General features: G+C 62.9%; 21 protein-coding genes and 1 pseudogene. 8 read left to right on the forward strand and 14 right to left on the reverse strand.

Features of this window, described 5'->3' with window-relative positions:
- Nucleotides 1-67 precede the first annotated feature (67 nt).
- The gene (locus BGN91_RS11800) at nt 68-661 is read right to left on the reverse strand and encodes a histidine phosphatase family protein (protein ID WP_292613339.1); all 594 of its coding nucleotides are present in this window, start codon (nt 659-661) and stop codon (nt 68-70) included.
- Between the two features lie 193 nt (nt 662-854).
- Here BGN91_RS11800 and BGN91_RS11805 point away from each other — a divergent pair, with 193 nt between their 5' ends.
- Entirely contained in the window at nt 855-1688 is an 834-nt protein-coding gene (locus tag BGN91_RS11805) for an alpha/beta hydrolase (RefSeq protein WP_292613341.1), read from the forward strand.
- 81 nt (nt 1689-1769) lie between these two features.
- Here BGN91_RS11805 and BGN91_RS11810 read toward each other — a convergent pair whose 3' ends face one another.
- Together BGN91_RS11810 and BGN91_RS11815 are read right to left on the reverse strand one after the other, a co-directional pair.
- Entirely contained in the window at nt 1770-2726 is a 957-nt protein-coding gene (locus tag BGN91_RS11810) for a J domain-containing protein (protein WP_292613343.1), read from the reverse strand.
- Between the two features lie 114 nt (nt 2727-2840).
- Nucleotides 2841-3383 (reverse strand): RT0821/Lpp0805 family surface protein, encoded by a 543-nt coding sequence (locus BGN91_RS11815; RefSeq protein WP_292613344.1) that lies wholly within the window; start codon nt 3381-3383, stop codon nt 2841-2843.
- On the opposite strand from BGN91_RS11815, the gene pdxH reads away from it, so the two are divergent.
- Nucleotides 3364-4005, forward strand: coding sequence for a pyridoxamine 5'-phosphate oxidase (gene pdxH / locus BGN91_RS11820; RefSeq protein WP_292613346.1), 642 nt, complete (start codon nt 3364-3366; stop codon nt 4003-4005). The two genes, BGN91_RS11815 and pdxH, sit on opposite strands and share 20 nt — an antisense overlap.
- A complete protein-coding gene (locus BGN91_RS11825) occupies nt 4002-4793 on the forward strand; it encodes an SDR family oxidoreductase (RefSeq protein WP_292613348.1) in 792 nt (263 codons plus the stop codon). Before pdxH ends, BGN91_RS11825 begins: the two co-directional genes overlap by 4 nt.
- 3 nt (nt 4794-4796) lie before the next feature.
- Here BGN91_RS11825 and BGN91_RS11830 read toward each other — a convergent pair whose 3' ends face one another.
- Nucleotides 4797-5030, reverse strand: a complete 234-nt coding sequence (locus tag BGN91_RS11830) for a hypothetical protein (RefSeq protein ID WP_292613350.1) — start codon at nt 5028-5030, stop codon at nt 4797-4799.
- 146 nt (nt 5031-5176) lie between these two features.
- Nucleotides 5177-6157, reverse strand: coding sequence for a magnesium transporter CorA family protein (locus BGN91_RS11835; protein ID WP_292613352.1), 981 nt, complete (start codon nt 6155-6157; stop codon nt 5177-5179).
- A 484-nt stretch (nt 6158-6641) separates the two neighbouring features.
- Between BGN91_RS11835 and BGN91_RS11840 the strand changes: the two genes are divergently transcribed.
- Nucleotides 6642-7319, forward strand: a complete 678-nt coding sequence (locus BGN91_RS11840) for a L,D-transpeptidase (RefSeq protein WP_292613354.1) — start codon at nt 6642-6644, stop codon at nt 7317-7319.
- Nucleotides 7320-7418: 99 nt separating this feature from the next.
- On the opposite strand, the gene BGN91_RS11845 is transcribed toward BGN91_RS11840, so the two are convergent.
- Nucleotides 7419-8474 carry an extensin family protein gene (locus BGN91_RS11845; RefSeq protein WP_366408514.1) on the reverse strand — a complete coding sequence of 352 codons (1056 nt, stop codon included), beginning with the start codon at nt 8472-8474 and terminating at the stop codon, nt 7419-7421.
- A gap of 128 nt (nt 8475-8602) precedes the next feature.
- Between BGN91_RS11845 and BGN91_RS11850 the strand changes: the two genes are divergently transcribed.
- The gene (locus tag BGN91_RS11850) at nt 8603-10231 is read left to right on the forward strand and encodes a fatty-acid--CoA ligase (protein WP_292613357.1); all 1629 of its coding nucleotides are present in this window, start codon (nt 8603-8605) and stop codon (nt 10229-10231) included.
- 69 nt (nt 10232-10300) lie between these two features.
- Here the strand turns inward: BGN91_RS11850 and BGN91_RS11855 are convergent, their stop codons facing one another.
- Nucleotides 10301-11182, reverse strand: a complete 882-nt coding sequence (locus BGN91_RS11855) for a pirin family protein (RefSeq protein ID WP_292613358.1) — start codon at nt 11180-11182, stop codon at nt 10301-10303.
- A gap of 117 nt (nt 11183-11299) precedes the next feature.
- Here BGN91_RS11855 and BGN91_RS11860 point away from each other — a divergent pair, with 117 nt between their 5' ends.
- Nucleotides 11300-12238, forward strand: a complete 939-nt coding sequence (locus tag BGN91_RS11860) for a LysR family transcriptional regulator (RefSeq protein WP_292613362.1) — start codon at nt 11300-11302, stop codon at nt 12236-12238.
- A gap of 41 nt (nt 12239-12279) precedes the next feature.
- Nucleotides 12280-13131, forward strand: coding sequence for a DUF1499 domain-containing protein (locus tag BGN91_RS11865; protein WP_292613364.1), 852 nt, complete (start codon nt 12280-12282; stop codon nt 13129-13131).
- A gap of 105 nt (nt 13132-13236) precedes the next feature.
- Here the strand turns inward: BGN91_RS11865 and BGN91_RS11870 are convergent, their stop codons facing one another.
- The 7 genes from BGN91_RS11870 to BGN91_RS11900 all read right to left on the reverse strand — a co-directional run bounded on the left by BGN91_RS11870 (nt 13237) and on the right by BGN91_RS11900 (nt 22515).
- Nucleotides 13237-14166, reverse strand: a complete 930-nt coding sequence (locus BGN91_RS11870; protein WP_292613367.1) for an MBL fold metallo-hydrolase — start codon at nt 14164-14166, stop codon at nt 13237-13239.
- 124 nt (nt 14167-14290) lie between these two features.
- Nucleotides 14291-15505: an acyl-CoA dehydrogenase gene (locus BGN91_RS11875; RefSeq protein WP_292613369.1), complete on the reverse strand. Its 1215-nt coding sequence runs from the start codon at nt 15503-15505 to the stop codon at nt 14291-14293.
- Nucleotides 15506-15716: 211 nt separating this feature from the next.
- Complete coding sequence (gene ribB, locus BGN91_RS11880; protein ID WP_292613371.1) at nt 15717-16793, reverse strand: 3,4-dihydroxy-2-butanone-4-phosphate synthase; 1077 nt, start codon at nt 16791-16793, stop codon at nt 15717-15719.
- 344 nt (nt 16794-17137) lie between these two features.
- Nucleotides 17138-18862 carry a cation:proton antiporter gene (locus BGN91_RS11885; protein ID WP_292613373.1) on the reverse strand — a complete coding sequence of 575 codons (1725 nt, stop codon included), beginning with the start codon at nt 18860-18862 and terminating at the stop codon, nt 17138-17140.
- A 320-nt stretch (nt 18863-19182) separates the two neighbouring features.
- A complete protein-coding gene (locus BGN91_RS11890) occupies nt 19183-20877 on the reverse strand; it encodes a methyl-accepting chemotaxis protein (protein ID WP_292613376.1) in 1695 nt (564 codons plus the stop codon).
- Between the two features lie 387 nt (nt 20878-21264).
- Nucleotides 21265-21867: a hypothetical protein gene (locus BGN91_RS11895; RefSeq protein WP_292613378.1), complete on the reverse strand. Its 603-nt coding sequence runs from the start codon at nt 21865-21867 to the stop codon at nt 21265-21267.
- Nucleotides 21868-22068: 201 nt separating this feature from the next.
- Nucleotides 22069-22515, reverse strand: coding sequence for a DUF2231 domain-containing protein (locus BGN91_RS11900; protein WP_292613380.1), 447 nt, complete (start codon nt 22513-22515; stop codon nt 22069-22071).
- Nucleotides 22516-22712: 197 nt separating this feature from the next.
- Here BGN91_RS11900 and BGN91_RS11905 point away from each other — a divergent pair.
- Nucleotides 22713-22893 (forward strand): annotated as a pseudogene (locus BGN91_RS11905) (phosphatase PAP2 family protein); the annotation flags it as partial.
- Between the last annotated feature and the right edge of the window lie 4 nt (nt 22894-22897).

Below are 22897 nucleotides of genomic sequence, written 5' to 3' on the forward strand. Positions count from 1 at the left end.
CCGGGCCTCGCCGGGCGTCCACGGGACAAGCCCGGCCATGATGCGGGTTGTGCGGTTGCTTTGGCCCTCAGCTATGCTTCGTCAGCCCGTCCTCGCGCAGGACATACACCGCGCCCTGCTCGATCCGCAGACTGGCGGCGGCTTGCGGTGTCTCAAGGCCGAGTACGACCATCAACGCCCGAGCCGTGCCGCTATGCGCGACGGCGACGGTGCCGGACTTCAGCGAGCGATACCAGTCGCGCAACCGCGACGTGGCCGAGGCGTAGCTTTCGCCGCCGGGCGGCGCCACGCTCCATTTGTCGGCCTCGCGGGCCGCGAACACATCGGGATGGGCGGCCTTCATCTGCGCAAGCGTCAGGCCCTCCCAGTGGCCGTAACCGACCTCGCGCAACCGGTCGTCGACCGAATAGTCATGCGGCGGCAGGCTCAGCACGCCGCGCATCAATTCCATGGTGCCGCGCGCACGCGACAGCGGGCTCGTGACGAAGCCCAATCCGAGGGGATCGCGCCCCTCGCGCGCAAACAGATTGCGCAGAATGTCGCCCGCCCTCACCGCCTCGGCGCGGCCGAGATCATTGAGGGGAATGTCCTGCAAGCCCTGGAAGCGGCCATCGGCGTTCCATTCGGTCTTGCCGTGGCGGATGTAGTAAATGGTGTGCATGTCAAGAGGATGAGAGCTGGCACCGGCGAGGCGGGAGGCTCCGGGATATACACCATTTCGGCCCGACGAAATACGTCAGCGGCGATACGCCGCTGAACTGCGGCCACGGCATCGAGACCGAAGATATAAGCCTCTTTCCCAGCCGATACATTTTGGTCATGGTCTCGCCGCGAACACGCGCGGAGAGGGACTCATGACAACGACCGGAAGCATCACAACGGACGCGGGCCGGATCGCGTACCGGCAATCCGCCGGCACCGGCAGCGCCATCGTTCTGGTTCACGGCAACTCGGCGTCGTCGAAGGCTTTTGCGCGACAACTGGATGGAAATCTCGGCAGGACGCACCGCGTGATCGCGTTCGACCTGCCGGGACACGGCGAGTCCGACAACGCGGCCGATCCCGCCTCCACCTACACCATGCCGGGCCATGCGCGCGTGATGCGCCATGTCGCCGAGCACCTGGATGCAGCGGACGCAATTTTCGTCGGCTGGAGTCTCGGCGGGCATATCGTGCTGGAGGCCGCACCCGACCTGCCGCGGGCCAAAGGTTTTGCAATCTTCGGCACGCCGCCGTTTGCGTTTCCGCCCGCGGTCAAACAGGCATTTCTGATGCACCCGGCGATGGCCTGCACCTTTGCGCAGGATCTCACCGAAAAACAGGCCAGGGGTTATGTCGCCGCGGCTTTCCGATCGGGCGTCGCCGACCTGCCGGCTTTCATGGTCGATGACGTCCTGCGAACGGACGGCCGCGCCCGCAAGACTCTCGGCGCGAGCATCACGCCGGACGGTTTCCGTGACGAGATCGAGGTCATAGCCAGCCTGACCCGACCGCTCGCGGTACTGCACGGCGCGGAGGACCAGCTCATCAACGGCGATTACGTCAAGTCGCTGGCGATGCCGACGCTGTGGCGCGGGGCAGTCCAGACTATCCCCGACGCCGGCCATATTCCGCAGTGGGAGCAGGCGGACACCTTCAACGCGCTGCTCAACGAGTTTGCAAGCGACTGCAAACAACAACCGAGCTAAATATTTCTCCAGTCATGCCGGATCAGCGGATGCGGGTACGAACAGTGACGCAAACCGCATCGATGCTTCGCTCGAAATGCTCTATCCCAGATCGCGACGAGGATTATAGGGGTGCATGTCGCGCCACTTTTCCATCAAGCCTTCAAGGTCCGCGTCGTTGCCGTCGGGCAGGATGATGCGCGTGGTGACGAACAGGTCGCCGGACGCACCGCCCTTCGGGATGCCCTTACCCTTGAGACGAAAGGTGCGTCCCCCCGAGGTGTTCTTGGGGATCGACAGTTCAACGGCGCCGCCGAGCGTCGGCACCCGCACCTTGCCCCCCAGCACCGCCTCGTAAAGCGTGATCGGCAGATCGGCGCGCAGGTCGTTGCCGTCGACCTTGAAGATCGGATGAGCCGCAACCGTCACGGTGATGAGGAGATCGCCGGGACGGTGGCCGGGCGCGGTGTCGCCCTGACCCCGCAGCCGGATCTGCTGACCCGATGTGACGCCAGCCGGAATCCTGACGTTGAGTTCCTTGCCGCTGGGCAGGCGGATGCGCTTGTCGCCGCCCTTGACCGACTCCTCGAGCGACACCGTCATGGTGACGTTGAGATCGAGATCAGGCGCGCCGAACGTGCTGGTGTCGAAGTCGAACTGCGCGCCGCCGCGGCGGCCGCCCCGCGCGCCACTACCGAACATGGTGTTGAGGATGTCCTCAAATCCGCCGCCGTCCGCGCCCGGACCGCCGCCACCGCCGCGGAAGCCATACTGCTCGAAGCCGCCGCCGGGCCGCGCGCCGCGCGGACCGCCGCCCGGGAACCCCTGAAAGCGCGGCTTGCCGTCGGCGCCGATCTCGCCGCGGTCGAACTGTTTGCGCTTGACCTCGTCACCGAGGATCTCGTTGGCGGTATTCACCTCCGCGAAGCGTTCGGCGGCCTTCGGATCGTTCTTGTTGGCATCGGGATGATGCTTCTTCGCGAGCTTGCGAAAAGCACTTTTGATCGCCGCGGCACTGGCGCCCCGCTGCACCCCCAAGACCTCATAGGGGTCGCGCATCCGTCTCAGTCTCCTTCAGGAAATTCGGACATGGGCCCCCGGACCCACGTGCTTATCATCTGGGGCATCCGTGGCATTTTTGCAACTGGTTGACGGGCTATCGAACCTGTCAGTCTAGCTTCGCTGCCAGGGTTTGAGAGACTGAATTTCCCACCGGCCGCCCCCAGACCTGCAGGCTGCGCCCTGCAGCCAGCTTTCTGAGTTTCCGTTAACGTAACTCGCCAAAAAATCGCGGCAGGTGCGACCCTCGGCCGTATAGGCCTGCGCCAGCGGCGTGACCGAGCCCCGCGCACCGGTCGAGGGATTTTCCCATGGTTGACTCGCGTCCTTGCTGCCTTTGGTCAACACGTCGGAAGCAGCCGTGCGGGCGAAGGCGAGATCGGTGTCGGTCGGACCGCTGCGCGCGGGTGACGCGATCGATCCGGTGGCATCACCGGCGGTCATTTGCGCGAAAGCCCCGTCATTGCGCGCCAAACTGCAACCCCCGGCCGACAGCCCAAGCAAAATCGCCGTCGCCATCGCAGCGACGGGCCTGATCGCGGATAGGCCAACGCGCGGACGTGCCCTATATAGGTTTGCCCTGTATAAGGACCGCAACGGGCTTTCAACGACGGACCGGCGCAATCTGGACTCCCCCATGAACGACACCACGCACATCAAGGACACAAGCCAGTTAACGTCCGGTGATTTCACGGAGAGCCCGGAGCCGTTTGCGCTGTTCACGGCGTGGTTCGCAGAAGCCGTCGCGTCGGAACCGAACGATCCCGACGCCATGGCGCTCGCCACCGCCGACGCCGACGGCCTGCCCGACCTGCGCATGGTGCTGATGAAGGGCTACGATACGCAGGGCTTCGTGTTCTATAGCCACATCGCCAGCGCCAAGGGCCGCGAACTTGCCGCAAACCCGAAAGCGGCGCTGCTGTTTCACTGGAAGTCGCTGCGCCGGCAGGTCCGCGTGCGCGGGCCGGCGACGCCGGTCACCGAGGCCGAGGCCGACGCCTATTTCGCCACCCGGCCGAAGCAGGCGCAGGTCGGCGCATGGGCCAGCAGGCAATCGCAGCCGCTGGAAAGCCGCTTTGCTTTTGAACAGGCGATCGCGAAAGAAGCCGCGAAATACGTCATCGGCGCCGTGCCCCGGCCGCCGGGCTGGAGCGGCTGGCGAATCGCACCGGTGCAGTTCGAGTTCTGGCACGACCGCCCGTTCCGCCTGCACGACCGCATCGAGTTCCGCCGCACGACGCCTGACGCGCCGTGGACCAAGACAAGGCTGTATCCATGACCCCCGATAAGGCAAACCCCCGAACCGATATGGCGACGGCGGTCGATCCCAACGCGCCGCGCCGCACGTTGCTGCTGACCGGCGCAAGCCGCGGCATCGGCCATGCCACCGTGATCCGGTTTTCCAGCGCGGGATGGCGCGTCATCACCTGCTCGAGGCATCCTTTTCCGGAGCAGTGCCCGTGGGACGCCGGACCCGAGGACCACATTCAGGTCGACCTGTCCGACCCCGAAAATACCATGCAGGCAATCCAGGAGATCCGATCGCGACTCGAAGGCGGCAGGCTGCACGCGCTGGTCAACAATGCCGCGATCTCGCCCAAGGGCGAGGGCGGCGCCCGGCTCGGCTCGCTGAACACCGATATGGAGACCTGGGAGAAGGTGTTCCGGGTCAACTTCATGGCGCCGATCATGCTGGCGCGCGGACTGATCGGCGAATTGAAGGCCGCGAAAGGCTCCGTCGTGAACGTCACCTCGATCGCCGGCTCGCGCGTGCATCCGTTCGCAGGCGCGGCCTACGCAACCTCGAAAGCGGCGCTGGCCTCGCTGACCCGCGAGATGGCGGCGGACTTCGGACGCATCGGCGTGCGCGTCAACGCGATCGCGCCGGGCGAGATCGACACCTCGATTCTGTCGCCGGGCACCGAGAAGATCGTCCAGCGGCAGATTCCGCTGCGTCGGCTCGGCACGCCGGACGAGGTGGCGAAGATCGTTTATGTGCTGTGCACGGAGACGAGTTCATATGTGAACGGCGCCGAGATCCACATCAACGGCGGCCAGCACGTTTAGCCGTCATTCCGCATAAAATCGCCGTGGCGGCGTGCGTAACGCAGGCGGCGCGACGCCCGCGCTGGAACAATCGTCGTCGCTCTCGCCGTCGAGCAGCGCCGCGCCGCAATGACGGCATGTGCGCACGAGCGCAGACGAACGACGCACGGCGTCGTTGTCCGAACCGTATCGACGCAACTGTTGATAGCTGCGAAAATCAAGGACGTTGCAATCCTCTATTATGATTTTCTCAACCATTGCGGTCCCCGTGATTTCATTCACGAGGTTATGGCAGCAATCTTTTTTGAAAACCGTTCAGGCGAACACTCAAATTTTACGAGGAAAAATGTGGCGGGGATTGCGCGACCTTCGATCGCGCAAATCCACATTGCAGTTAACCTCTTTCACAACCACTTCTTCCACTTGAAGATCATGTAGGGCAGCACCGCGGCGATCACCATCATGGCGAGCGCAAACGGATAGCCATGCGGCCAGTCGAGTTCCGGCATCATCCTGAAGTTCATGCCGTAGACCGAAGCGATCAGAGTCGGCGGCATCAAAACCACCGCCATCACCGAAAACAGCTTGATGATGTTGTTCTGCTCGAGATTGACGACGCCGAGCATCGCATCGAGCACGAAAGTGATCTTGTTGGACAGATAGGAAGCGTGATCGGTCAGCGACGCCACGTCGCGCTGCATGGTCTTGAGCTGGGCGCGCATCTCCTTCGACCATTTGATGCTGTCGGATTCGGTGGCGACGAAGGTGACGAGACGCCCGATCGAGACAAGACTCTCGCGGACCTTCGAGGTGAGGTCGCCCTTGCGGCCGATCGCGATCAGGATTTCCGAATAGCGCTTGGCGTGGCCGGTGCGCGCGGATTCGTCCGGCTCGAAAATGTCGTGGCTGACCTGATCGACGTCGGCGCCGGCGCGCTCAAGAATATCGGCGCAGCGGTCGATCACGGCGTCGAGCAGCTCGAGCAGCACGCCCTCGCCGGTCAAACCCTGCGGGGCCGCGCGCGCGAGCTTGTTCTCGACCAGCGTGAACGGTTTCGGCGCTTCGTAGCGCACGGTGACGAGACGATGGTTGGACAGGATGAAGGTGACGGGGGTGATGCGCGGCGCGCCGGTTTCGCTGCCGCACATCAGGCTCGCAGTCATGTAACGCGCACCATTCTCAAGGTAGAGGCGGCTGGAAATCTCGATCTCCTGCATGTCTTCCCGGGTCGGCACCGCGACCCCGGCGAGACGCTCCACCGCCCGATCCTCGTCGGCCGTCGGCTTCTCGAGATCGATCCACACCGCACTCTCCGGCAGCGTGGCGAGATCGGCCGGACAGGTCTTCCGCAGCACCATGCCGGCCGGCGCGAAAATCGAGAGCATGGCACCTCCGGTGGCGTGGATTCAGTGTGAACGCGGACAATCTGGAATGCGCTAGTGAATGAACTTTGACATTCGCCACCTGCTTTTGCAGCAGGCCCGGCAAACGAATGTCAAATTCACCCTGCCAGGACCCAATAATTCCAGTGGTCCATTAATTTTGAGATTCGCAAGCACGCCGGGTGCAAAATGTTAAAATCGAACCACTGGATTGCATCGCTTGCGCAAGCCGCAAAGCGCCGTCGCGGCGGGTGGATGCCGTGCCCGTCTGCCAATGCACACGCCCCTCTTTGCACGCAGGAAGCGGCCGCGTCCAAGGGCGGCCGGAAAACTTTGCGGCAAAAATACCACAGAGACGACGCCGCGTAGCGACAGAACTCTCTAGGTGCTGGAATTTCAGGGAAGTTTGACAATAATGGGTCGTAGAGGAATCGTGGCGTCCAGGGTGCAAACGGCCATGGTTCAATGGGGTATTTGGAAGACAACAATGTCGCCTTTTCGGGTTACGCTTGGAATCCTGGCCGCTGGCCTGATGCTGTCGGGCTGCATGCAGGCCACGCACTACGAGGCGGCCAGCACCAGCAACTTGAAGCCGCGCGACAAGGAATTGCTGTCCAAGGTCTCCTACGTGAAGACGCCGGTGGCCGCGCCTTTCCGCCGCGCCATCGTCGACTATCACCGCAAGGAAGCACCGGGCTCGATCATGGTCGATTCCGACAACCATTATCTCTATTACGTGCTCGATGGCGGCAAGGCGATCCGCTACGGCATTACCGTCGGCGAAGAAGCGATGGCGTGGTCGGGCATCGCGAAGGTCGGCGCCATGACCGAATGGCCGGCCTGGCATCCGACGCCCGGCGAGATCGAGCGCCTTGGCGTGCCGAAGTTTGTGGCTCCCGGTCCGGACAATCCGATGGGATCGCGGGCGATGTATCTTTACGCCAACGGCAAGGATACGCTGTTCCGCATCCATGGCACCAACCAGCCGGAATACATCGGCGCCTCGATTTCCTCGGGCTGCATCCGCATGACCAACGAGGACGTCATCGACCTCTATAATCGTGTCAAGCTTGGAACGGTGGTCGTTGTGCTTGAGCCCCATCACGGGGATTCGCCGTACAGCTCCAAGATGGCGTTGCAAGGCGGCGGCGGCAGCTTCAACTGATCGAAGCGGGTTCTCAATTTGCGAAAAGCGCCGGCTTGCCGGCGCTTTTTTGCTGCCGTCGTCACCATCGGTCATCGCCGTTCGAAGAACGGCATCGCTTCACTCCAGCAGCGACCTGAGGAACGGCGGCAAGTCGGAATGCCGCTTGCGCCTGCGCTTCACCGGCCTCGCGGCTGAAAGCCGCTTTGACGGCCCCGATGCGGATGGCAACGGCTTCGACGAATCCTTCGTGGCCTTGCCTGCCATGCTGGCGGCCGCAGGTCGCTTCCGGGGTTCAGGGACCACCTGCACAGGCGTATCGCGCGCCACCCGTGGTGCGGGAGCAGGTGTCGCCTCGTGGGTCGGAACCGACTTTGGCAACTCATCCCTTTTTTCCGTTATTTCGCGCGGCGGTGCCTCGGCCGGGCGTTCGGCCGGCAGCAACGGCGCGACCGCGGGCATTGGATCGTCAATTCCCCATTGACAGATCCGGTAGCCATTCCGGTGTTCGGCAAGATCGAGATGAATGTGGTCTTCGTGGTATCCGTCCGACCCCGGTCCCAGCACGGTCATGAACCGCCTGCAGGCCGACTTCATCATCGTTTCACGCAACTCGTGCGGGACGTTACGATCGGTCAGCGCGATCGTCCGGCCATCGGCAAGCCTGATCGCACGAATATCGAGCGCATTGGCGCGCCCGTGCTCGGACAGTTTTGCTCCCGCGACCCGGTTGCGTCCCCGGCATTCGAACGAATCGAAATTGTCGAGTTCGCTTATACGGCTTCCCAGCCCTTCCGCCAGCGGCGTTATATCGGCGCGAATCCAGTCGGCGATTGCCGAGGCCATCGTACAGCGCAGCTTGGCGGACGGCTTGACAGGGACACGACTCCGGTCCGCCAGCACAACCGCCTCGAGCCGGACCAGATCGTCACCCCCGCACGCGCCCGGCCCGGTGATTGCGGGAATGCTCGGAGCGATGGCCACCGCATCGGTCAACGCCAGACGACAGGCGGAAGGCGCCCGCGGCGTTTCAGGCACAGCCGGCGCGGCCTCGCTCGCCTGCCTGCCTTCCTGGCCCGCAGGCGCCAGTGCGGCCGGGCGAGGCTGCGGCAACGGAATCCTGGTCGCCGCTGACACCGCCGCCGGCGTCATGACGACGACGGCGAACACAACCATGGCCAATCGGTCGCGGCTCATTCCTGCACAAGATCGTATGCGACGTGCCGTCCCCACGTTAAACTTGTTCATGCCGGTCCCTGCGAGGCAACGATAACCGCCGGGCGCTGATCAGAAGGAATGTTCGAATGCGGGGCTTGATGCAGGACTGGCCCTTGCTGTGTCATCGGATCATCGATCATGCGGCGAAGGTTCACGGCAATCGCGAGGTGGTGACGCGATCGGTCGAAGGCCCGATCCACCGGACGAACTACACTGAAATTCGCCGCCGCGCGCTGAAGCTCGCGCAGCGGCTCGACCGCGAAGGCATCAAGCTCGGCGACCGAGTCGCCACCATCGCGTGGAACACCTGGCGTCATCTCGAGGCCTGGTACGGCATCATGGGCATCGGCGCCGTCTGTCATACCGTCAACCCCCGCTTGTTTCCGGACCAGATCGCCTGGATCATCAACCATGCGCAAGACCGCATCGTGATGACCGATATCACGTTCATCCCCCTCCTGGAAAAGATCGCCGGCAAGCTGCCGAGCGTCGAACGCTATATCGTTTTCACCGACAAAGCACACATGCCGCAGACCACGCTGAAAAATGCGGTCGCCTACGAGGACTGGATCGCGGAAGTAGACGGCGACTTCGGCTGGAGAATGTTCGACGAGAATACCGCGGCGGGGATGTGCTACACCTCGGGAACCACTGGCGATCCGAAGGGCGTTGTATATTCGCATCGTTCCAACGTGCTGCACGCGATGATAGCGAACAACGGTGACGCGCTGGGCGCGGCATCGAGGGATACAATGCTGCCGGTGGTGCCGCTATTCCACGCCAATAGCTGGGGAATCGCGTTCTCGGCGCCGTCCATGGGAACCAAGCTGGTGATGCCCGGCGCCAGGCTCGACGGCGCATCGATATTCGAATTGCTGTCGACCGAGAAGGTCACCGTCACCGCCGGCGTGCCCACCGTGTGGCTGATGCTGTTGCAGCATATGGAGAAGAACAACCTGAAGCTGCCGAACCTCAAGGTTCTGAACTGCGGCGGCTCGGCGATGCCGCGCTCGATGATCAAGGCTTTCGACGACATGGGCGTCGAGGTTCGCCACGCATGGGGCATGACGGAAATGTCGCCGCTCGGCACGGTCGGAGCGCTCCAGGGCCAGTTCAGCCACCTCGAGGGCGACGCCAGGCTCGACATGCTGCAGATGCAGGGCTACGCGCCGTTCATGGTTGAAATGAAAATCACCGACGACGCCGGAAAGGAATTGCCTTGGGACGGCAAGATCCCGGGCCGGCTCAAGGTGCGAGGTCCCGCGATCTCCGGCGCCTACTACCGCATCAAGGACGATATCCTCGACGAGCAGGGATTCTTCGATACCGGCGATGTCGCCACCATCGACGAGCATGGCTACGTGCGGATCACGGATCGATCGAAGGACGTGATCAAGTCCGGAGGCGAATGGATTTCCTCGATCGATCTGGAAAACCTCGCGGTCGGCCATCCCAAGGTCGCGGAAGCCGCCGTGATCGGCATGCCCCATCCGAAGTGGGGCGAACGGCCGCTCCTCATTGTTCAGGTCAAGCAGGGCGGGAGCCTGACGCGCGAGGAGATTCTCGGTTTCATGGACGGCAAGATCGCCAGTTGGTGGATGCCCGACGACGTCGTCTTCGTCGACAGCATTCCCCACACCGCCACCGGAAAGATTCTGAAAACGGCGCTGCGCGAACAGTTCAAGGATTACAGCCTGCCCACGGCGGCAGCATAAGTCGCCGCCATCACGGACAGACAATGTCAAAAACGGGAAGCGGCGTACCGCCTCCCGCAGAGTGGTTTGTCAGGTACCAGCCGCGACCGGCTCCAGGGTACCGAAACGGCCGCTCTGGAAATCGATCATGGCCTGACGGATTTCACCTTCCGTGTTCATGACGAAGGGACCGCGCATCACCACCGGCTCATCGATCGGTTCACCCGAAAGCACCAGCACCGAGGCTTCGCCGTTGGCTTCGAGCCGCACCTCGCCGCCGCTGCGGTCAAGCAGCGCGAACTGCGCCTCCCGCGCGATCTCGCCGCCATTGATCTGCACGGTGCCTTTCAGCACCACGACGGAGACGGTGTGGCCTTCGTGCGGACCAAGCGTCGCGACGCCGCCGCGGTTGAGCCTCACGTCGTAGATGTCGATCGGCGTGAAGGTCTTCGCCGGTCCCTTGCGGCCGTCGAACTCGCCCGCGATCACCCGCAGCCGGCCGGCGCCGTCCGGCAGATCGACCGCCGGGATGTCGGCGTCAAGCAAGGTCTGGTAGCCGGGATCGGCGTTCTTCGCTTCAGCCGGCAGGTTAACCCAGAGCTGCACCATCTCCAGCGTGCCGCCTTTTCTGGTGAAGGCGCGCGAGTGAAACTCCTCGTGCAGGATGCCCGACGCCGCCGTCATCCACTGCACGTCGCCGGGTCCGATCAGACCGCCGTTGCCGGTGGAATCGCGGTGTTCGACCTCGCCCTGATAGACGATGGTGACGGTCTCGAAGCCGCGATGCGGATGAACGCCGACGCCGCGCGGCTGCTCGGCCGGGGTGAAGTTCGCCGGGCCGGCGTAGTCCAGCAGCAGGAACGGGCTGACATGATCGCCGTGGCTGGCGTGCGAAAACAGCGAGCGCACGGGAAAGCCGTCACCCACCCAATGCTGCCGGGGGCCGCTGAAAACACCGAGAACCTTTCGCATGATGAACCTCCATTGCACGACCGGGATCGATCGCCTGTTGCAGCGGATGATATGGACGAGACAATTGCCTCGGTAGCTAGCTATATTGCGCCTCAGTGTCCTATTAATGAGACAATGATGCAGGACCTCAACGATCTCTATTTCTTCGTGCGGGTGGTCGATCACGGCGGGTTTGCGGCCGCCGCGCGCGCGCTGGGGATGCCGCGTTCGCGGTTGAGCCGCCGCATCGCGGCTCTGGAGGAACGACTGGGAGTACGGCTGATCCAGCGGTCGACCCGACGCTTCAGCATCACCGAGATCGGGCAGGATTATTACCGGCACTGCGTCGCCATGCTGGTTGAAGCCGACGCGGCGCAGGAACTGATCGAGCGTTCGCGCACCAAGCCGCAGGGCATCGTGCGCGTGAGCTGCCCGCCGCCCCTGCTCTACTTCCAGGTTGGCGACATGATCGCCAGCTTCATGGCCGAGTGCCCGGACGTCGAGGTGCATCTTGAAAGCACGCCGCGCCGGGTCGACGTCATCGCCGAGGGCGTGGACGTCGCGCTGCGCGTGCGCTTTCCGCCGTTGGACGACAACGATCTGGTGATGCGGGTGCTGGCGGAAAGCACGCAGCGGCTGGTGGCTAATCCGACGCTGTTGAAGAAGCTGTCTCATCCGCCGGTTCCGGCCGATCTCGCCATGTTTCCCAGCATCGGCTGGGGACCGCCGCATCAGCGTCATGAATGGTGCCTCGAGGGTCCGGACGCCGCCACCGCGCTGATCCCGTACACACCAAGGCTCATCACCGAGGACATGGTGGCGCTGCGCTTCGCGGCGTTACGCGGCATCGGCGTCGGACAGTTTCCTACCATGGTCGTGAAGGCCGATCTCGACTCGGGCGCGCTGGTGGACGTGCTGCCGCAGTGGAGACCCCGCGCCGGCATCGTCCATGCGGTATTCTCGTCGCGACGCGGGTTGCTGCCGTCGGTACGGGCATTGCTGGATTTCCTGGCGGCGGAGTTCGCCGCACTCGCCCGCGCAGACGCCGACGTTTCGCCGCAAGGCAAAATGCGCTAGGTGATCTCGCGACCAACCACCGGTCGCAACGAGACGCTCCAATGGCTCGCAGGTTTTCCGCGCCCTATCAATCCGAACCGTTCTCCGCGCTGGCGACGTGGTCGAGACGGCTGGCGGTGTTCTCCGCGGTCGCGACGGTTGTGTCCGTCATGATCGTGCGATTCGGCTTCCTCGAGATCAAGCCAGCGCTCGCGACCCTCTTCGGCGCTCTGGCCTGCGCCGTGCTGTCGATCCTGGTGGCGCTCGCGGGCCTGGTGGCGCTCTGGCGGGACGGCTCGCGCGGCATAGGCCGCACCCTGGCGGCGCTGTTTCTGGATGCGCTCATACTGGCCTATCCAGCATACCTGGCCGTGCGGTATCGCAGCCTGCCGGCGATCCACGACATCACCACCGACCCGATCAATCCCCCGCAGTTCGTGGAACTGGCGCGGCTGCGCGGCACCGATGGCGCCAACACAGCCGTCTACGCCGGGCTCTATTCCGCCGAACTGCAGCGCGCCGCCTATCCGGAGATCGAACCTGTCGACCTGGACGTAACGGCCCAGCGTGCCTTCGAGATCGTCCAGAAACTTGTCGCCAGGCGCAAATGGCTGGTGATCGATGCGCGCGCGCCACAGCCACGGCAGCCCGGCCATATCGAGGCCGTGGCGAAAACGCCGGTCATGGGATTCCGCGAGGACGTCGCGATCCGCATCACGCCCGACAGCGACGGGTCACGGGTCGATATCCGCTCATCGTCGCGTTATTTCGAACACGATCTCGGCAGCAATGCCGCGCGCGTCAGCAAATTGATCGACGACATCAATGCCGCCGCCGAAAACACCGTCGAGAAACCGGCGAAGCAGCCGCGCGCGCCGGTCAAGCCTCCCGCCAGGGGCGAAGGCAAGCGATAACGCGTTTTCGAGCGAAGTGGCTGCCGGTTCGCGTGAAGAAAACGCGTCAAATCAAAATCACGGGGCCCCGCTTCTGATTCCATCATAAGCGGAAAGGCTCTGGGCTCACGCCAACCGGTAGCGGCCGCCGATGACGGGGTCGCCATCCGTAAGCACGACGCCGCGCGTCACCAGATCTTCCAGATGTGCCAGCACCGAGTAGCCGGCGGCACCGGACAGCCGCGGATCAAGGCCGATATAGATGGCGCGGACCAGGGTCGGAATGTCGGCCTCGCCTTTTGCGAGCCGATGCAGGATCGACGCCTCGCGCGCCTTGCGGTGTCGCACGAGATGACGCGCAAAGCGCGGGCCGTCCGGAATTTCGGGACCATGGCCGGAGAGATACAGTTGCTCGTCCCGGCGCGACAGCTTCTCCAGCGACGCCATGTAGTCGACCATCGAACCGTCCGGCGGCGCGACGATCGAGGTGGACCAGCCCATGACGTGATCGCCCACGAAAAGAAGGCTTCGCTGCTTCCACGCAAAGGCCATGTGGTTCGCGGTGTGTCCCGGCGTCGCCACGGCTTCCAGCGCCCAGCCGTCGCCGGCCACAACCTCGCCATCGCCAAGGCGAATGTCCGGATGAAAATCGCGGTCGGCGCCGGATTCCGGACTGTGTTTTTCGCTTTCAAAACGCGGGCGCGAGGCGCGATGCGGCCCCTCCGCATAAACCGGCGCCCCCGTCGCGGCTTTAATGCGCGCGGCGTTCGGCGAATGATCCCTGTGCGTGTGGGTGACGAAGATATGCGTCACGGTCTCGCCTCTCACCGCATTGAGCACCGCTTTCGCATGGGCCTCGCTGTCCGGCCCCGGATCGATGATCGCGACCTTGCCGCGGCCGACGATGTAGCTCACGGTTCCCGTGAAGGTGAACGGGCTCGGATTATCACACAGCACACGGCGGACACCGGGCACGACCTCGTCGGCAACGCCCGGCTTCAGCGGAAAATCGCGATTGAACGGGATGTCGTCTTCGGTGTCAGTGGGTTCGGACATCGGGGTGAATGCCTACGTTTATGCTGTCATGGCCGGCTCGTCCCCGGTCATCCACGTTTCTTTTTTGTTGCTTCAAGACGTGGATGCCCGGCACTAGGCCGGGCATGACGAACACTCAAGAACCCTACGAAAACGCGGAGATGCCGGTGATGGCGCGGCCGAGGATCAGCGCGTGGACATCGTGGGCGCCTTCATAGGTGTTGACCGTTTCGAGATTGGCGGCATGGCGCATCACGTGATATTCGATCTGAATGCCGTTGCCGCCGTGCATGTCGCGCGCCGTCCGCGCGATATCGAGCGCCTTGCCGCAATTGTTGCGTTTGATGACGGAGACCATCTCCGGCGCCATCCTTCCCTCGTCCATCAGGCGGCCAACGCGCAGGCTGCCCTGAAGCCCGAGCGCGATGTCGGTCTGCATGTCCGCGAGTTTCTTCTGCACCAGTTGCGTCGCCGCCAGGGGACGGCCGAACTGCTTTCGCTCCAGCACGTAATGCCGAGCACGATGCATGCAGTCTTCCGCCGCGCCCATGACACCCCACGAAATGCCGTAGCGGGCCCGGTTCAGGCAGCCGAACGGACCTTTCAGTCCGGACACGTTCGGCAGCAGGTTCTCTTCAGGAACCACCACGCCATCCATCACGATCTCGCCGGTGACCGAGGCGCGCAGGCTGAGCTTGCCGCCGATCTTGGGGGCGGACAGGCCCTTCATGCCCTTCTCCAGCACGAAGCCGCGGACCTGATTGTCATGCGCCGCCGAGCGGGCCCACACGATGAACAGGTCCGCGATCGGCGCATTGGAAATCCAGCTCTTCGAACCGGTCAGCCGATAACCATCCGATACCTTTTCGGCGATGGTTTTCATGCCACCGGGATCGGACCCGGCATCCGGCTCGGTGAGGCCGAAACAACCGATCCATTCGCCGCTTGCGAGCTTGGGCAGGTATTTCTTGCGCTGGCTTTCGTCGCCGTAGGCGTAGATCGGATACATCACCAGTGACGACTGCACGGAGTTCATCGAGCGGTAGCCTGAGTCAACCCGCTCGATCTCACGCGCGACCAGACCATAGGCGACGTAGCTCGCATTGGCGCAGCCGTATTGTTCCGGCAAGGTAACGCCGATCAGGCCCAGTTCGCCCATCTCGTTGAATATCTCGCGGTCGGTCTTCTCTTCCAGATAGGCATTGACGATGCGCGGCTGCAGCTTGTCCTGCGCATAGGCATGCGCGGTATCGCGGATCATGCGTTCATCTTCGGTCAACTGATCGTCCAGACAGAACGGATCGTCCCACTGGAAACTGACCGGCGCGGGTTGGTCCTTGCTTTGCGGACGAACGCTCATGACAATTCTCTCACATCGGTCGAGGTGCCATTATCGGCGAAATCAGGTCCGCCTCAATATACAGATAATTCGACGACAGGACCACGTCATTGCGGAATGCGCGCGAGGGAACGGATCCGACCCGACGGCTGATGTATCTCGCTCTCTCATCATCAGATCCATTAGCGATAGGTGCAGAGCATGTAAGCTCATGCCCGGCCGACAACGATCGTCAGCTTTCAAGATATTCGTTGGAAACGATCTCGATGCCGAAACCGGAAAGCCCCTTGTACTCGTATGCGGACGAGGTCAGATGCCGGATCGAGGTCACGCCGAGATCGCGCAGGATCTGCGCGCCGACGCCGACCTCGCGCCACTGCCGGTTGCGATCGGCTTCCGCCGACTTGTCTTCCGGGAGCGGGGCCACCGGAACGCCCGCGGCGCCGTCGCGCAGATACACCAGAACGCCGCTGCCGGCCTTCTTGAAGTGTTCGAGAACAACCTCCATGCGCCGCGGCCCGGCGAAGATATCGCGCACGATATTGGGCTTGTGGAAGCGAGTGAGGACGTTCCTGCCGTCGCCGATGCCGTTATAGACGAACGCGACGTGGGCCATGGAATCGAACGGCGAGCGGTATGCGTAGCCCTGCAGCGGCCCGATCGGGCTATCGATGGTGAATTCCGACACCCGCTCGATCAGCTTCTCCCGCGCCTGACGATAGGCGATGATGTCGGCGATGGTTACGTGCTTGAGCCCGTGCGCGGCAGCGAACCGCGCCACCTGCTCGCCTTTCATCACCGTGCCGTCGTCGTTCATCAGTTCGCTGATGACGCCGACCGAGGGCAGCCCGGCCAGCTTGCAGAGATCGACCGCCGCCTCGGTATGGCCCGCGCGAAGCAGCACGCCGCCGTTGCGCGCAATCAGCGGAAAGATATGACCGGGCCGGGCAAAGTCGCTGGCCCCGGCGTTGGGATTGGCGAGCGCCCGGCAACAGGAGGCGCGCTCTTCGGCCGAAATGCCGGTTCCACCGCCGGGCTTGTAGTCGATCGAGACGGTGAAGGCCGTGGTGTGGTTGGATTCGTTATGCGCGACCATCGGATCGAGCCGCAGCCGCTGCGCATTCTCGGTCGTGATCGGCGCGCAAACGATGCCGGACGTGTGCCGTATGATGAATGCCATCTTCTCCGCGGTGCAGAGCGAGCCCGCGACGATCAGATCGCCCTCGCCCTCGCGGTCGTCATCGTCGGTGACGACGACGATCTCGCCATCGGCGAAGGCCTGGAGAACTTCCGGAATCGGATGGGGCATGAGGCGCGCTTTCCCGTGTGACGAAATTTCGTATGGCCCAGTGGTCCGATTCTAACATTTGCATTCCGTTGCGGCAGGCGTTCTTGCAAATGTTAGAATCAAAGGACCACTGGCAAATATAGGTTTCAAGTGGAGTTTTGGATTTGACATTCGCTTCCCGCGTTCGCTGCAAACCGGGCAGCGAATGTCAAACCCACTCCACTAGAGCATTTTCCGGCTAAGCAAAACCGGTACCCGCTTTTGCGGAATACGCGCTGAGCGGGCTGCGGCGCAACCGAGCGGCCGGTATCAGCCGCAAGTTATGCCTTTATATGGTTCTTGCTACGAAAATGGCGAGGGACGGCTTACGGCAGCACCTCCCGGCGTTCGCTCAGAAGCACGTCGGTCTCGGCGCGCTTGTCGGCCAGCAGGCCGTTATCGGCGGCCTCGATCGCCGCGAACAGTTCGTGCGCGTCCGTCAGCCGCGTCACCGTCACGTAGTCCGCGCCGGCGGCATATTGATCCTCGACATCCGACAGCAGGTCCGCCGTCGAAATGATCTTGGCGGTCGGGTTGAGCGAGCGGACGTGACGAACGAGTTTGACATTGGTGGCGCCCTTGAGCAGCGAATCCGGCACGCTCAGAATGATGATCTCGGCGCCGCCGACCCCGGCATGCAGCAGCGTGTCCACATTGCTGATGTCACCATAGGTGACGTGCAGGCCACGGGCAGAAAGGGTGCTGAATACCACGGGGTTGAAGTCGACCACCGCGATCTGATCCAGCAGCGACTCGTTGCGGCGTTCGATCTCGCTCAAAAGTGCGCTGGCGGCGCGGAAGAATCCGAGGATGACGATGCGGCGCGGCTCGGCATGATCTCCGTGTCCGCCCTCGCCGGCCTCGGTGCGGTCGAGGTCGCGCAAACCGAGCCGCTTCAAAAACCTGATCCCCGATCGCGAAAGCTGATCGCTGCGCCCGATCGCGAACGTGCTCAGCACGGCCAGCACCACGAAGGCGAACGAGGCCGCGCTCGCGGTCTGAGTGCTGATGTGTCGCGCAGCCAGCCCGGTCTGGATCACGACCAGCGAAAACTCGCTGATCTGCGCCAGGTTGATGGCCGGCAGCAGGCTGGCGCGCAGGCCCTGTTTCATCAGATACAGCGGCACGAAGGTGGTGACCAGGCGGCTCGCCACCGTGAAGGCTGCGATCGTCAGCGCGAGCCAGATCACCGAGCCGTTCGGGATCGGGATCGTCATGCCCAGCGCGACGAAAAACAGCGTAATGAAGAAGTCGCGCAACGTCGTCACCTTGGCGGTGACGTCGAGCGCATAAGGGAAAGTCGAGAGCGACACGCCCGCCACCAGCGAGCCCATTTCGCGGGACAGATGCAGCCGCTCGGCGATCTCCCCGATCAGAAAACACCACGCCAGCGCGCCGAGCAGCACCAGTTCCGGGCGGCGCGCGATCTGGTGAAACAGATATGGCAACACATAGCGGCTGAGGACCAGCGCGGTCGCGACCAGCGCCCCGACCCGCGCGATCGAGAGCAGGACGATGGAGATCTGAAGGTTGTCGAGGCTGGGCTGCACCGCCAGGAACAGGATCGCGAAAATATCCTGCAGCACCAGCACGCCGAGGGTGATGCGGCCCGGCAGAGTGTCGAGTTCGCGTTTCTCGTACAGGACCTTGACGATGATGACCGTGCTCGACAGCGCGCAGGCGACGCAAAGATACAGCGCATCGAAACCGCCCTGGCCCATCGCAAGACCGATCGCCATGAAAAACAACACGCCGAGGATGCAGCCGCCGAGGAGCTGGCCGCCGCCGGCGATCAGGATCACCGGCCCGGCGCGCACGATCTTCTTCAGGTCGATTTCCAGGCCGATCATGAAGAGCATGAAGATCAGACCGAGCTCGGAAATGGTCTGGATCGATGCCTGCGATTTGACCCATCCCATTCCGAACGGACCGATGACGAACCCGGCCACCAGATAGGCCAGGATCAGCGGTTGCCGGGAAAAATGCGCTGCCAGCCCGAGGCCCCAGGCGAACAGGATGGAAAGCGTGATATCGCCAATAAGCTCGTGCATGCCCCCTCAGCCGGTCGACAGAATCTCGGAAGTCCGGGCCAAGATACGCGGTTAACGCCGGCTTCGTCGATGCCCGTCGCGCCTGCTGCTTCGCGCCTTCAAGGAATCGCTCCCCCGCGAACGCGGGCACGCTGGCCGTACGGCATCGCAATTCGGCATCGGCAACCGTGCGCCGCGGATGTACCTGATCCAGGTTGTCATGGAAAGACGTGTTCGGGAGAAGGATTCGAACCTCGATCCCCGCTATGATCGCGTGCCCCGGCGCAGCAGCAATTTTACGCCAGGCTCCGTCTTACCGACGTCTGGCCACGTATCGATCTCTATGCGACCCGGACGGAGTTCAGGAAGTTGTTGACCTCCGCCTTGAGCCGGGCGCTGTCGCGCGACAGCGTTTGCGCCGCAGTCAACACCAGGGACGAGGCAGTTCCTGTTTCCGCCGCTCCGCGCTGCAGATTGCCGACATTCGAGGAAACTTCCTGCGCGCCCTGGGCGGCGTGTTGCACGTTGCGGGAGACTTCCTGGGTAGTCGCGCCCTGTTCCTCGATCGCCGAGGCGATCGTGGAGGAGATGCCTGACAGCTTTTCGATGGAATTGCGAATTTCGTTGATCGCGGCGACGGATTCCTGCGTGGCGGATTGGATGTCGCCGATCTGCTGACCGATTTCGCCGGTGGCCTTGCCGGTTTGCTCGGCGAGCGCCTTCACTTCCGAAGCGACGACCGAAAATCCGCGGCCAGCCTCCCCGGCGCGCGCAGCCTCGATCGTGGCGTTGAGAGCAAGGAGGTTGGTTTGACCCGCGATATTGTTGATGATCTCGACGATGTCGCCGATGCGCGATGCCGCGCTCGACAGCGCACTGACGCGCTCAGTCGCCGAGTGCACCTGATCGACGGCATTGCCCGCCATGCGCGCCGACTCCTGCACCCGCTGGCTGATTTCGCAAACCGAGGCGGTCATCTCCTCGGTGGCCGAAGCCACCGAATTGACGTTCGAGGAGGCTTCGTTCGATCCGTTGGCAACGCGCGCCGCAAAATCCCTCGCGTGGTCGGCATTGGACGCGAGCGTGGTTGCGGACGCTTCCAGTTCGGTCGCCGACGTGGCGACAGCCTGGACGATTTCGCCGATCGCCGCTTCGAAGGAATCGGCGATCTTCGTCATGTCCGCCTTGCGCTGGATGTCGGCCCGGCGTTGCGTGGAATTGACCTCTTCCCGGCTGAAGCGGATCAGTGTCTGCACGGTCTGAAGGTTGCGAAGCGCCGTACCGATTTCGTCATCGCGCTTGATCTCGATCCGATTGTCGAATTTGTCGTGGACGAGGTTCACCATCGTCTCGTTCAGGTGATGCATCGGTTCCTCAAACGCACGAAGCGTCTGGCGTCCGACGAGTCCTGCGGCAGCAACCCCGGCAATGCCAAGAAAGCCGAGGACGGCCCCCCACGCCCCGCCGGCCACGGTTGCCCCCAGCGCGCTACAGGTCAGCAGGAAAGCGGCCTGCAGCGTGATCAACGTCGTCATGCGCGCCCGCATGGTCCGTGTGAACAACCCGAAACGGTCGAAGAACGATCGCTTCCGGATGATACCGGCATCGATCCGGTACGGGTGCCGCCGCTTTTCGCGAATGGCGGCATAGACTTCCTCCGCCAGCGCGCGCTGGTCGGCAGCAAGCCTGGTGCGGATCGAGGTATAGCCGCTGACCTGCCCGTTCGTACGGATCGGCGAGGCGGTCGCAAGCACCCAGTAGAAACCACCGTTCTTGCGGCGGTTCTTGATCGCGCCGACCCAGGGCTTCTCGGCCTTCAGCGTGTCCCAGAGATTTTCGAACGCCTCCGGCGGCATGTCCGGGTGGCGGACGATATTGTGCGCCTTGCCCATCAATTCCTCGGACGTGAATTCCGCAGCGTCGATGAAGTCCTCGTTGACGTAGGTGAGACGACCCTTGAGGTCGGTCCTCGAAACGATCAGCGTCTCATCGGAAACGGGATATTCTGCATCGGTAACCGGAAAGTTCTTGCGCACGGGGAAACTCGTCGATCTGTTGGGGTTGAGGCAAGCGTTGCACCCGATGCACTGCCATGGCGCGATTCGCGAAGAATTGCGTGAGCAGAAATCGGTAGCGTTATCCTCAAAAGCTTACCTGGGAAGAACGCATATCGAGCCTGGTGGCAACTCGGGCAAGTGAACCATCGCGGATGGCACCTTCTGTGGTTTACCGGGATTCAAGCTCTAAAGCGTATCGAAAACACAATAGGACAATCCGGTTAAAAAACGGTGGTTGGCAGCTACGCGAGCGGGCTTGACCGTTTTGCAAAGGATCACGACATCTCAGCCACTCCTCCCGATTGTCGATGGATATGGTTGATCACCCTCGCCGCTTTCAGGACAGCAAATCAACCATCAGGCATATCACTTCGCCGCTGGTGTTGTCGTATCGAGGCGATAGCTGGCATGGCAGGCGACGCACGCCGATAGCTGTGTGCCCAGACTTGCGAGCAGCTGCTCGCGACTCGCGCCTGACCCCGCTGTGGCGGCAATCTCGTCAAAGCGCCTATGGACGCTGAGCCCGAGCCGCTTGAACTCGATCGGCAACTTGGCCATCAGTGCTGGATTGACGTCGGCGGCCGCTGCCATGCCGCTCGCACGCGCCGCCTTCGCAACCCGCTCCATGTCGCCTGCCTTCACCCCGTCAACCACGACCTGCACGGTCTCAAGCATGCTGCGCATTTCGGCGAGAACGAGATCGCGCTCGTCCGACGCCAACAGAACAGCCGTGCGCCCGTCGGGCGCCACCCGCGTCTGGCCGCGAATGAAGAAAAAGATGGCCACGCCAATGGTAACAAACCAAAGAGCAATGGCCGCAACGGACAGCACACGCGTACTCATGGGATCGTTCTCCTCGCCGCCCAGCGGGCAGCCGCGGTGCTGCAGCCCACATTGCGTCATAGAGCAGATGCAGGTTTCCATGCTTTGCTCTTGCGCAAAGTCGGCGGTCCGCTGGATGACGAGCAACGCCGGGCTGCTCCGGTTCGCAGATCCGGGAGCAGCCGTGTTCTCTATCCCGCTAATGAAAATTTTGGTTTGGCCAAAGGTGATATGCAGGCATATCACTGCGACGCTGCCTTCCCGACAGAAGCGCGCGCCCAAGCGAAAGATGGTTCTCCTGAACACGCGGACGGTGGCGCGACGAGGCGGCTCGTTGAGACATCTATTTTAATCAGCGACACCGACCCGGTGACGGAAAACCATTTCGCCGCCCTTCCAAGCCGTGAACACCAGGATCAGCACGACCAGGCCCGAAAGAACCACGCCGGTCGGAACGACCGCTGAGCTGCCGTGCTCGTAACGGGAATACCAATTATAAAGCGCGATAAGCAGGGCGATGACGTTGCCGACCGCGTGAAATCGCGTGTCCGACAGGTTGCGAACTCGACCATCGCCGAAGACGTCAACAAGGCCCGTCACCGCAGCGATCGCTGCCGTAATGAGGCCGATGCCGAGGAGCCACAGCGAGGCTGTCGTCCAGAACTGATTTGATGTGGCGTAAAAGGCGAGGTCGGACACGAAGGTCAGAACAAAACAAACGATGGGAAACCCTATCACCATCGGATGAATCGGATGGCCAGCAACCTGTGCCGTGGAACGTGGGTTTGTCGTCATAGCAAACTCCTTTGTTGGCTAAGCCAACAACTCCGTCGAGTTCGAGTTCCTCCGCTGTTCGATCTGATCAAACTGCTACACTTGACTGTTATGGCGCGCGACGCAGCCACGCCTCTCCCGCTGCGATGACGCATGGCCAAAAATGAACCCACGTGACCGGACGACGTTAGTAGCGAGTTCCGCGTTTTCCTCCGGCGCCGCGGCGCACGATCAGAGCGGTTGCGGTGAGCCTCTCTGGCTCGAGTCGCCGTCCTGGCGCACTGGGCCGCGGATGTTCTCGCCGGATTCGTGCTCGGTGCGGTTCTGGAGCGGCTTCTTCGGCTGGGACCGGTTACCCGCCCAAAACCCCTGAAGGAGAAAACGGATGCCGATCGCTGAAGAC

It is taken from the genome of Nitrobacter sp. 62-13, assembly GCF_001896955.1.
In the GTDB taxonomy this organism is placed as follows: domain Bacteria; phylum Pseudomonadota; class Alphaproteobacteria; order Rhizobiales; family Xanthobacteraceae; genus Nitrobacter.

What these genes read in the sequence shown, in the direction of transcription:
- BGN91_RS11850 (WP_292613357.1), top strand. Translation starts at nt 8,603, where the DNA reads ATGCGGGGCTTGATGCAGGACTGGCCCTTGCTGTGTCATCGGATCATC.
- BGN91_RS11870 (WP_292613367.1), bottom strand. Translation starts at nt 14,166, where the DNA reads ATGTCCGAACCCACTGACACCGAAGACGACATCCCGTTCAATCGCGAT.
- BGN91_RS11800 (WP_292613339.1), bottom strand. Translation starts at nt 661, where the DNA reads ATGCACACCATTTACTACATCCGCCACGGCAAGACCGAATGGAACGCC.
- BGN91_RS11855 (WP_292613358.1), bottom strand. Translation starts at nt 11,182, where the DNA reads ATGCGAAAGGTTCTCGGTGTTTTCAGCGGCCCCCGGCAGCATTGGGTG.
- BGN91_RS11835 (WP_292613352.1), bottom strand. Translation starts at nt 6,157, where the DNA reads ATGCTCTCGATTTTCGCGCCGGCCGGCATGGTGCTGCGGAAGACCTGT.
- BGN91_RS11840 (WP_292613354.1), top strand. Translation starts at nt 6,642, where the DNA reads ATGTCGCCTTTTCGGGTTACGCTTGGAATCCTGGCCGCTGGCCTGATG.
- ribB (WP_292613371.1), bottom strand. Translation starts at nt 16,793, where the DNA reads ATGCCCCATCCGATTCCGGAAGTTCTCCAGGCCTTCGCCGATGGCGAG.
- BGN91_RS11825 (WP_292613348.1), top strand. Translation starts at nt 4,002, where the DNA reads ATGACCCCCGATAAGGCAAACCCCCGAACCGATATGGCGACGGCGGTC.
- BGN91_RS11805 (WP_292613341.1), top strand. Translation starts at nt 855, where the DNA reads ATGACAACGACCGGAAGCATCACAACGGACGCGGGCCGGATCGCGTAC.
- BGN91_RS11860 (WP_292613362.1), top strand. Translation starts at nt 11,300, where the DNA reads ATGCAGGACCTCAACGATCTCTATTTCTTCGTGCGGGTGGTCGATCAC.
- BGN91_RS11815 (WP_292613344.1), bottom strand. Translation starts at nt 3,383, where the DNA reads ATGTGCGTGGTGTCGTTCATGGGGGAGTCCAGATTGCGCCGGTCCGTC.
- pdxH (WP_292613346.1), top strand. Translation starts at nt 3,364, where the DNA reads ATGAACGACACCACGCACATCAAGGACACAAGCCAGTTAACGTCCGGT.
- BGN91_RS11830 (WP_292613350.1), bottom strand. Translation starts at nt 5,030, where the DNA reads ATGGTTGAGAAAATCATAATAGAGGATTGCAACGTCCTTGATTTTCGC.
- BGN91_RS11885 (WP_292613373.1), bottom strand. Translation starts at nt 18,862, where the DNA reads ATGCACGAGCTTATTGGCGATATCACGCTTTCCATCCTGTTCGCCTGG.
- BGN91_RS11845 (WP_366408514.1), bottom strand. Translation starts at nt 8,474, where the DNA reads ATGGTTGTGTTCGCCGTCGTCGTCATGACGCCGGCGGCGGTGTCAGCG.
- BGN91_RS11810 (WP_292613343.1), bottom strand. Translation starts at nt 2,726, where the DNA reads ATGCGCGACCCCTATGAGGTCTTGGGGGTGCAGCGGGGCGCCAGTGCC.
- BGN91_RS11875 (WP_292613369.1), bottom strand. Translation starts at nt 15,505, where the DNA reads ATGAGCGTTCGTCCGCAAAGCAAGGACCAACCCGCGCCGGTCAGTTTC.
- BGN91_RS11900 (WP_292613380.1), bottom strand. Translation starts at nt 22,515, where the DNA reads ATGACGACAAACCCACGTTCCACGGCACAGGTTGCTGGCCATCCGATT.
- BGN91_RS11865 (WP_292613364.1), top strand. Translation starts at nt 12,280, where the DNA reads ATGGCTCGCAGGTTTTCCGCGCCCTATCAATCCGAACCGTTCTCCGCG.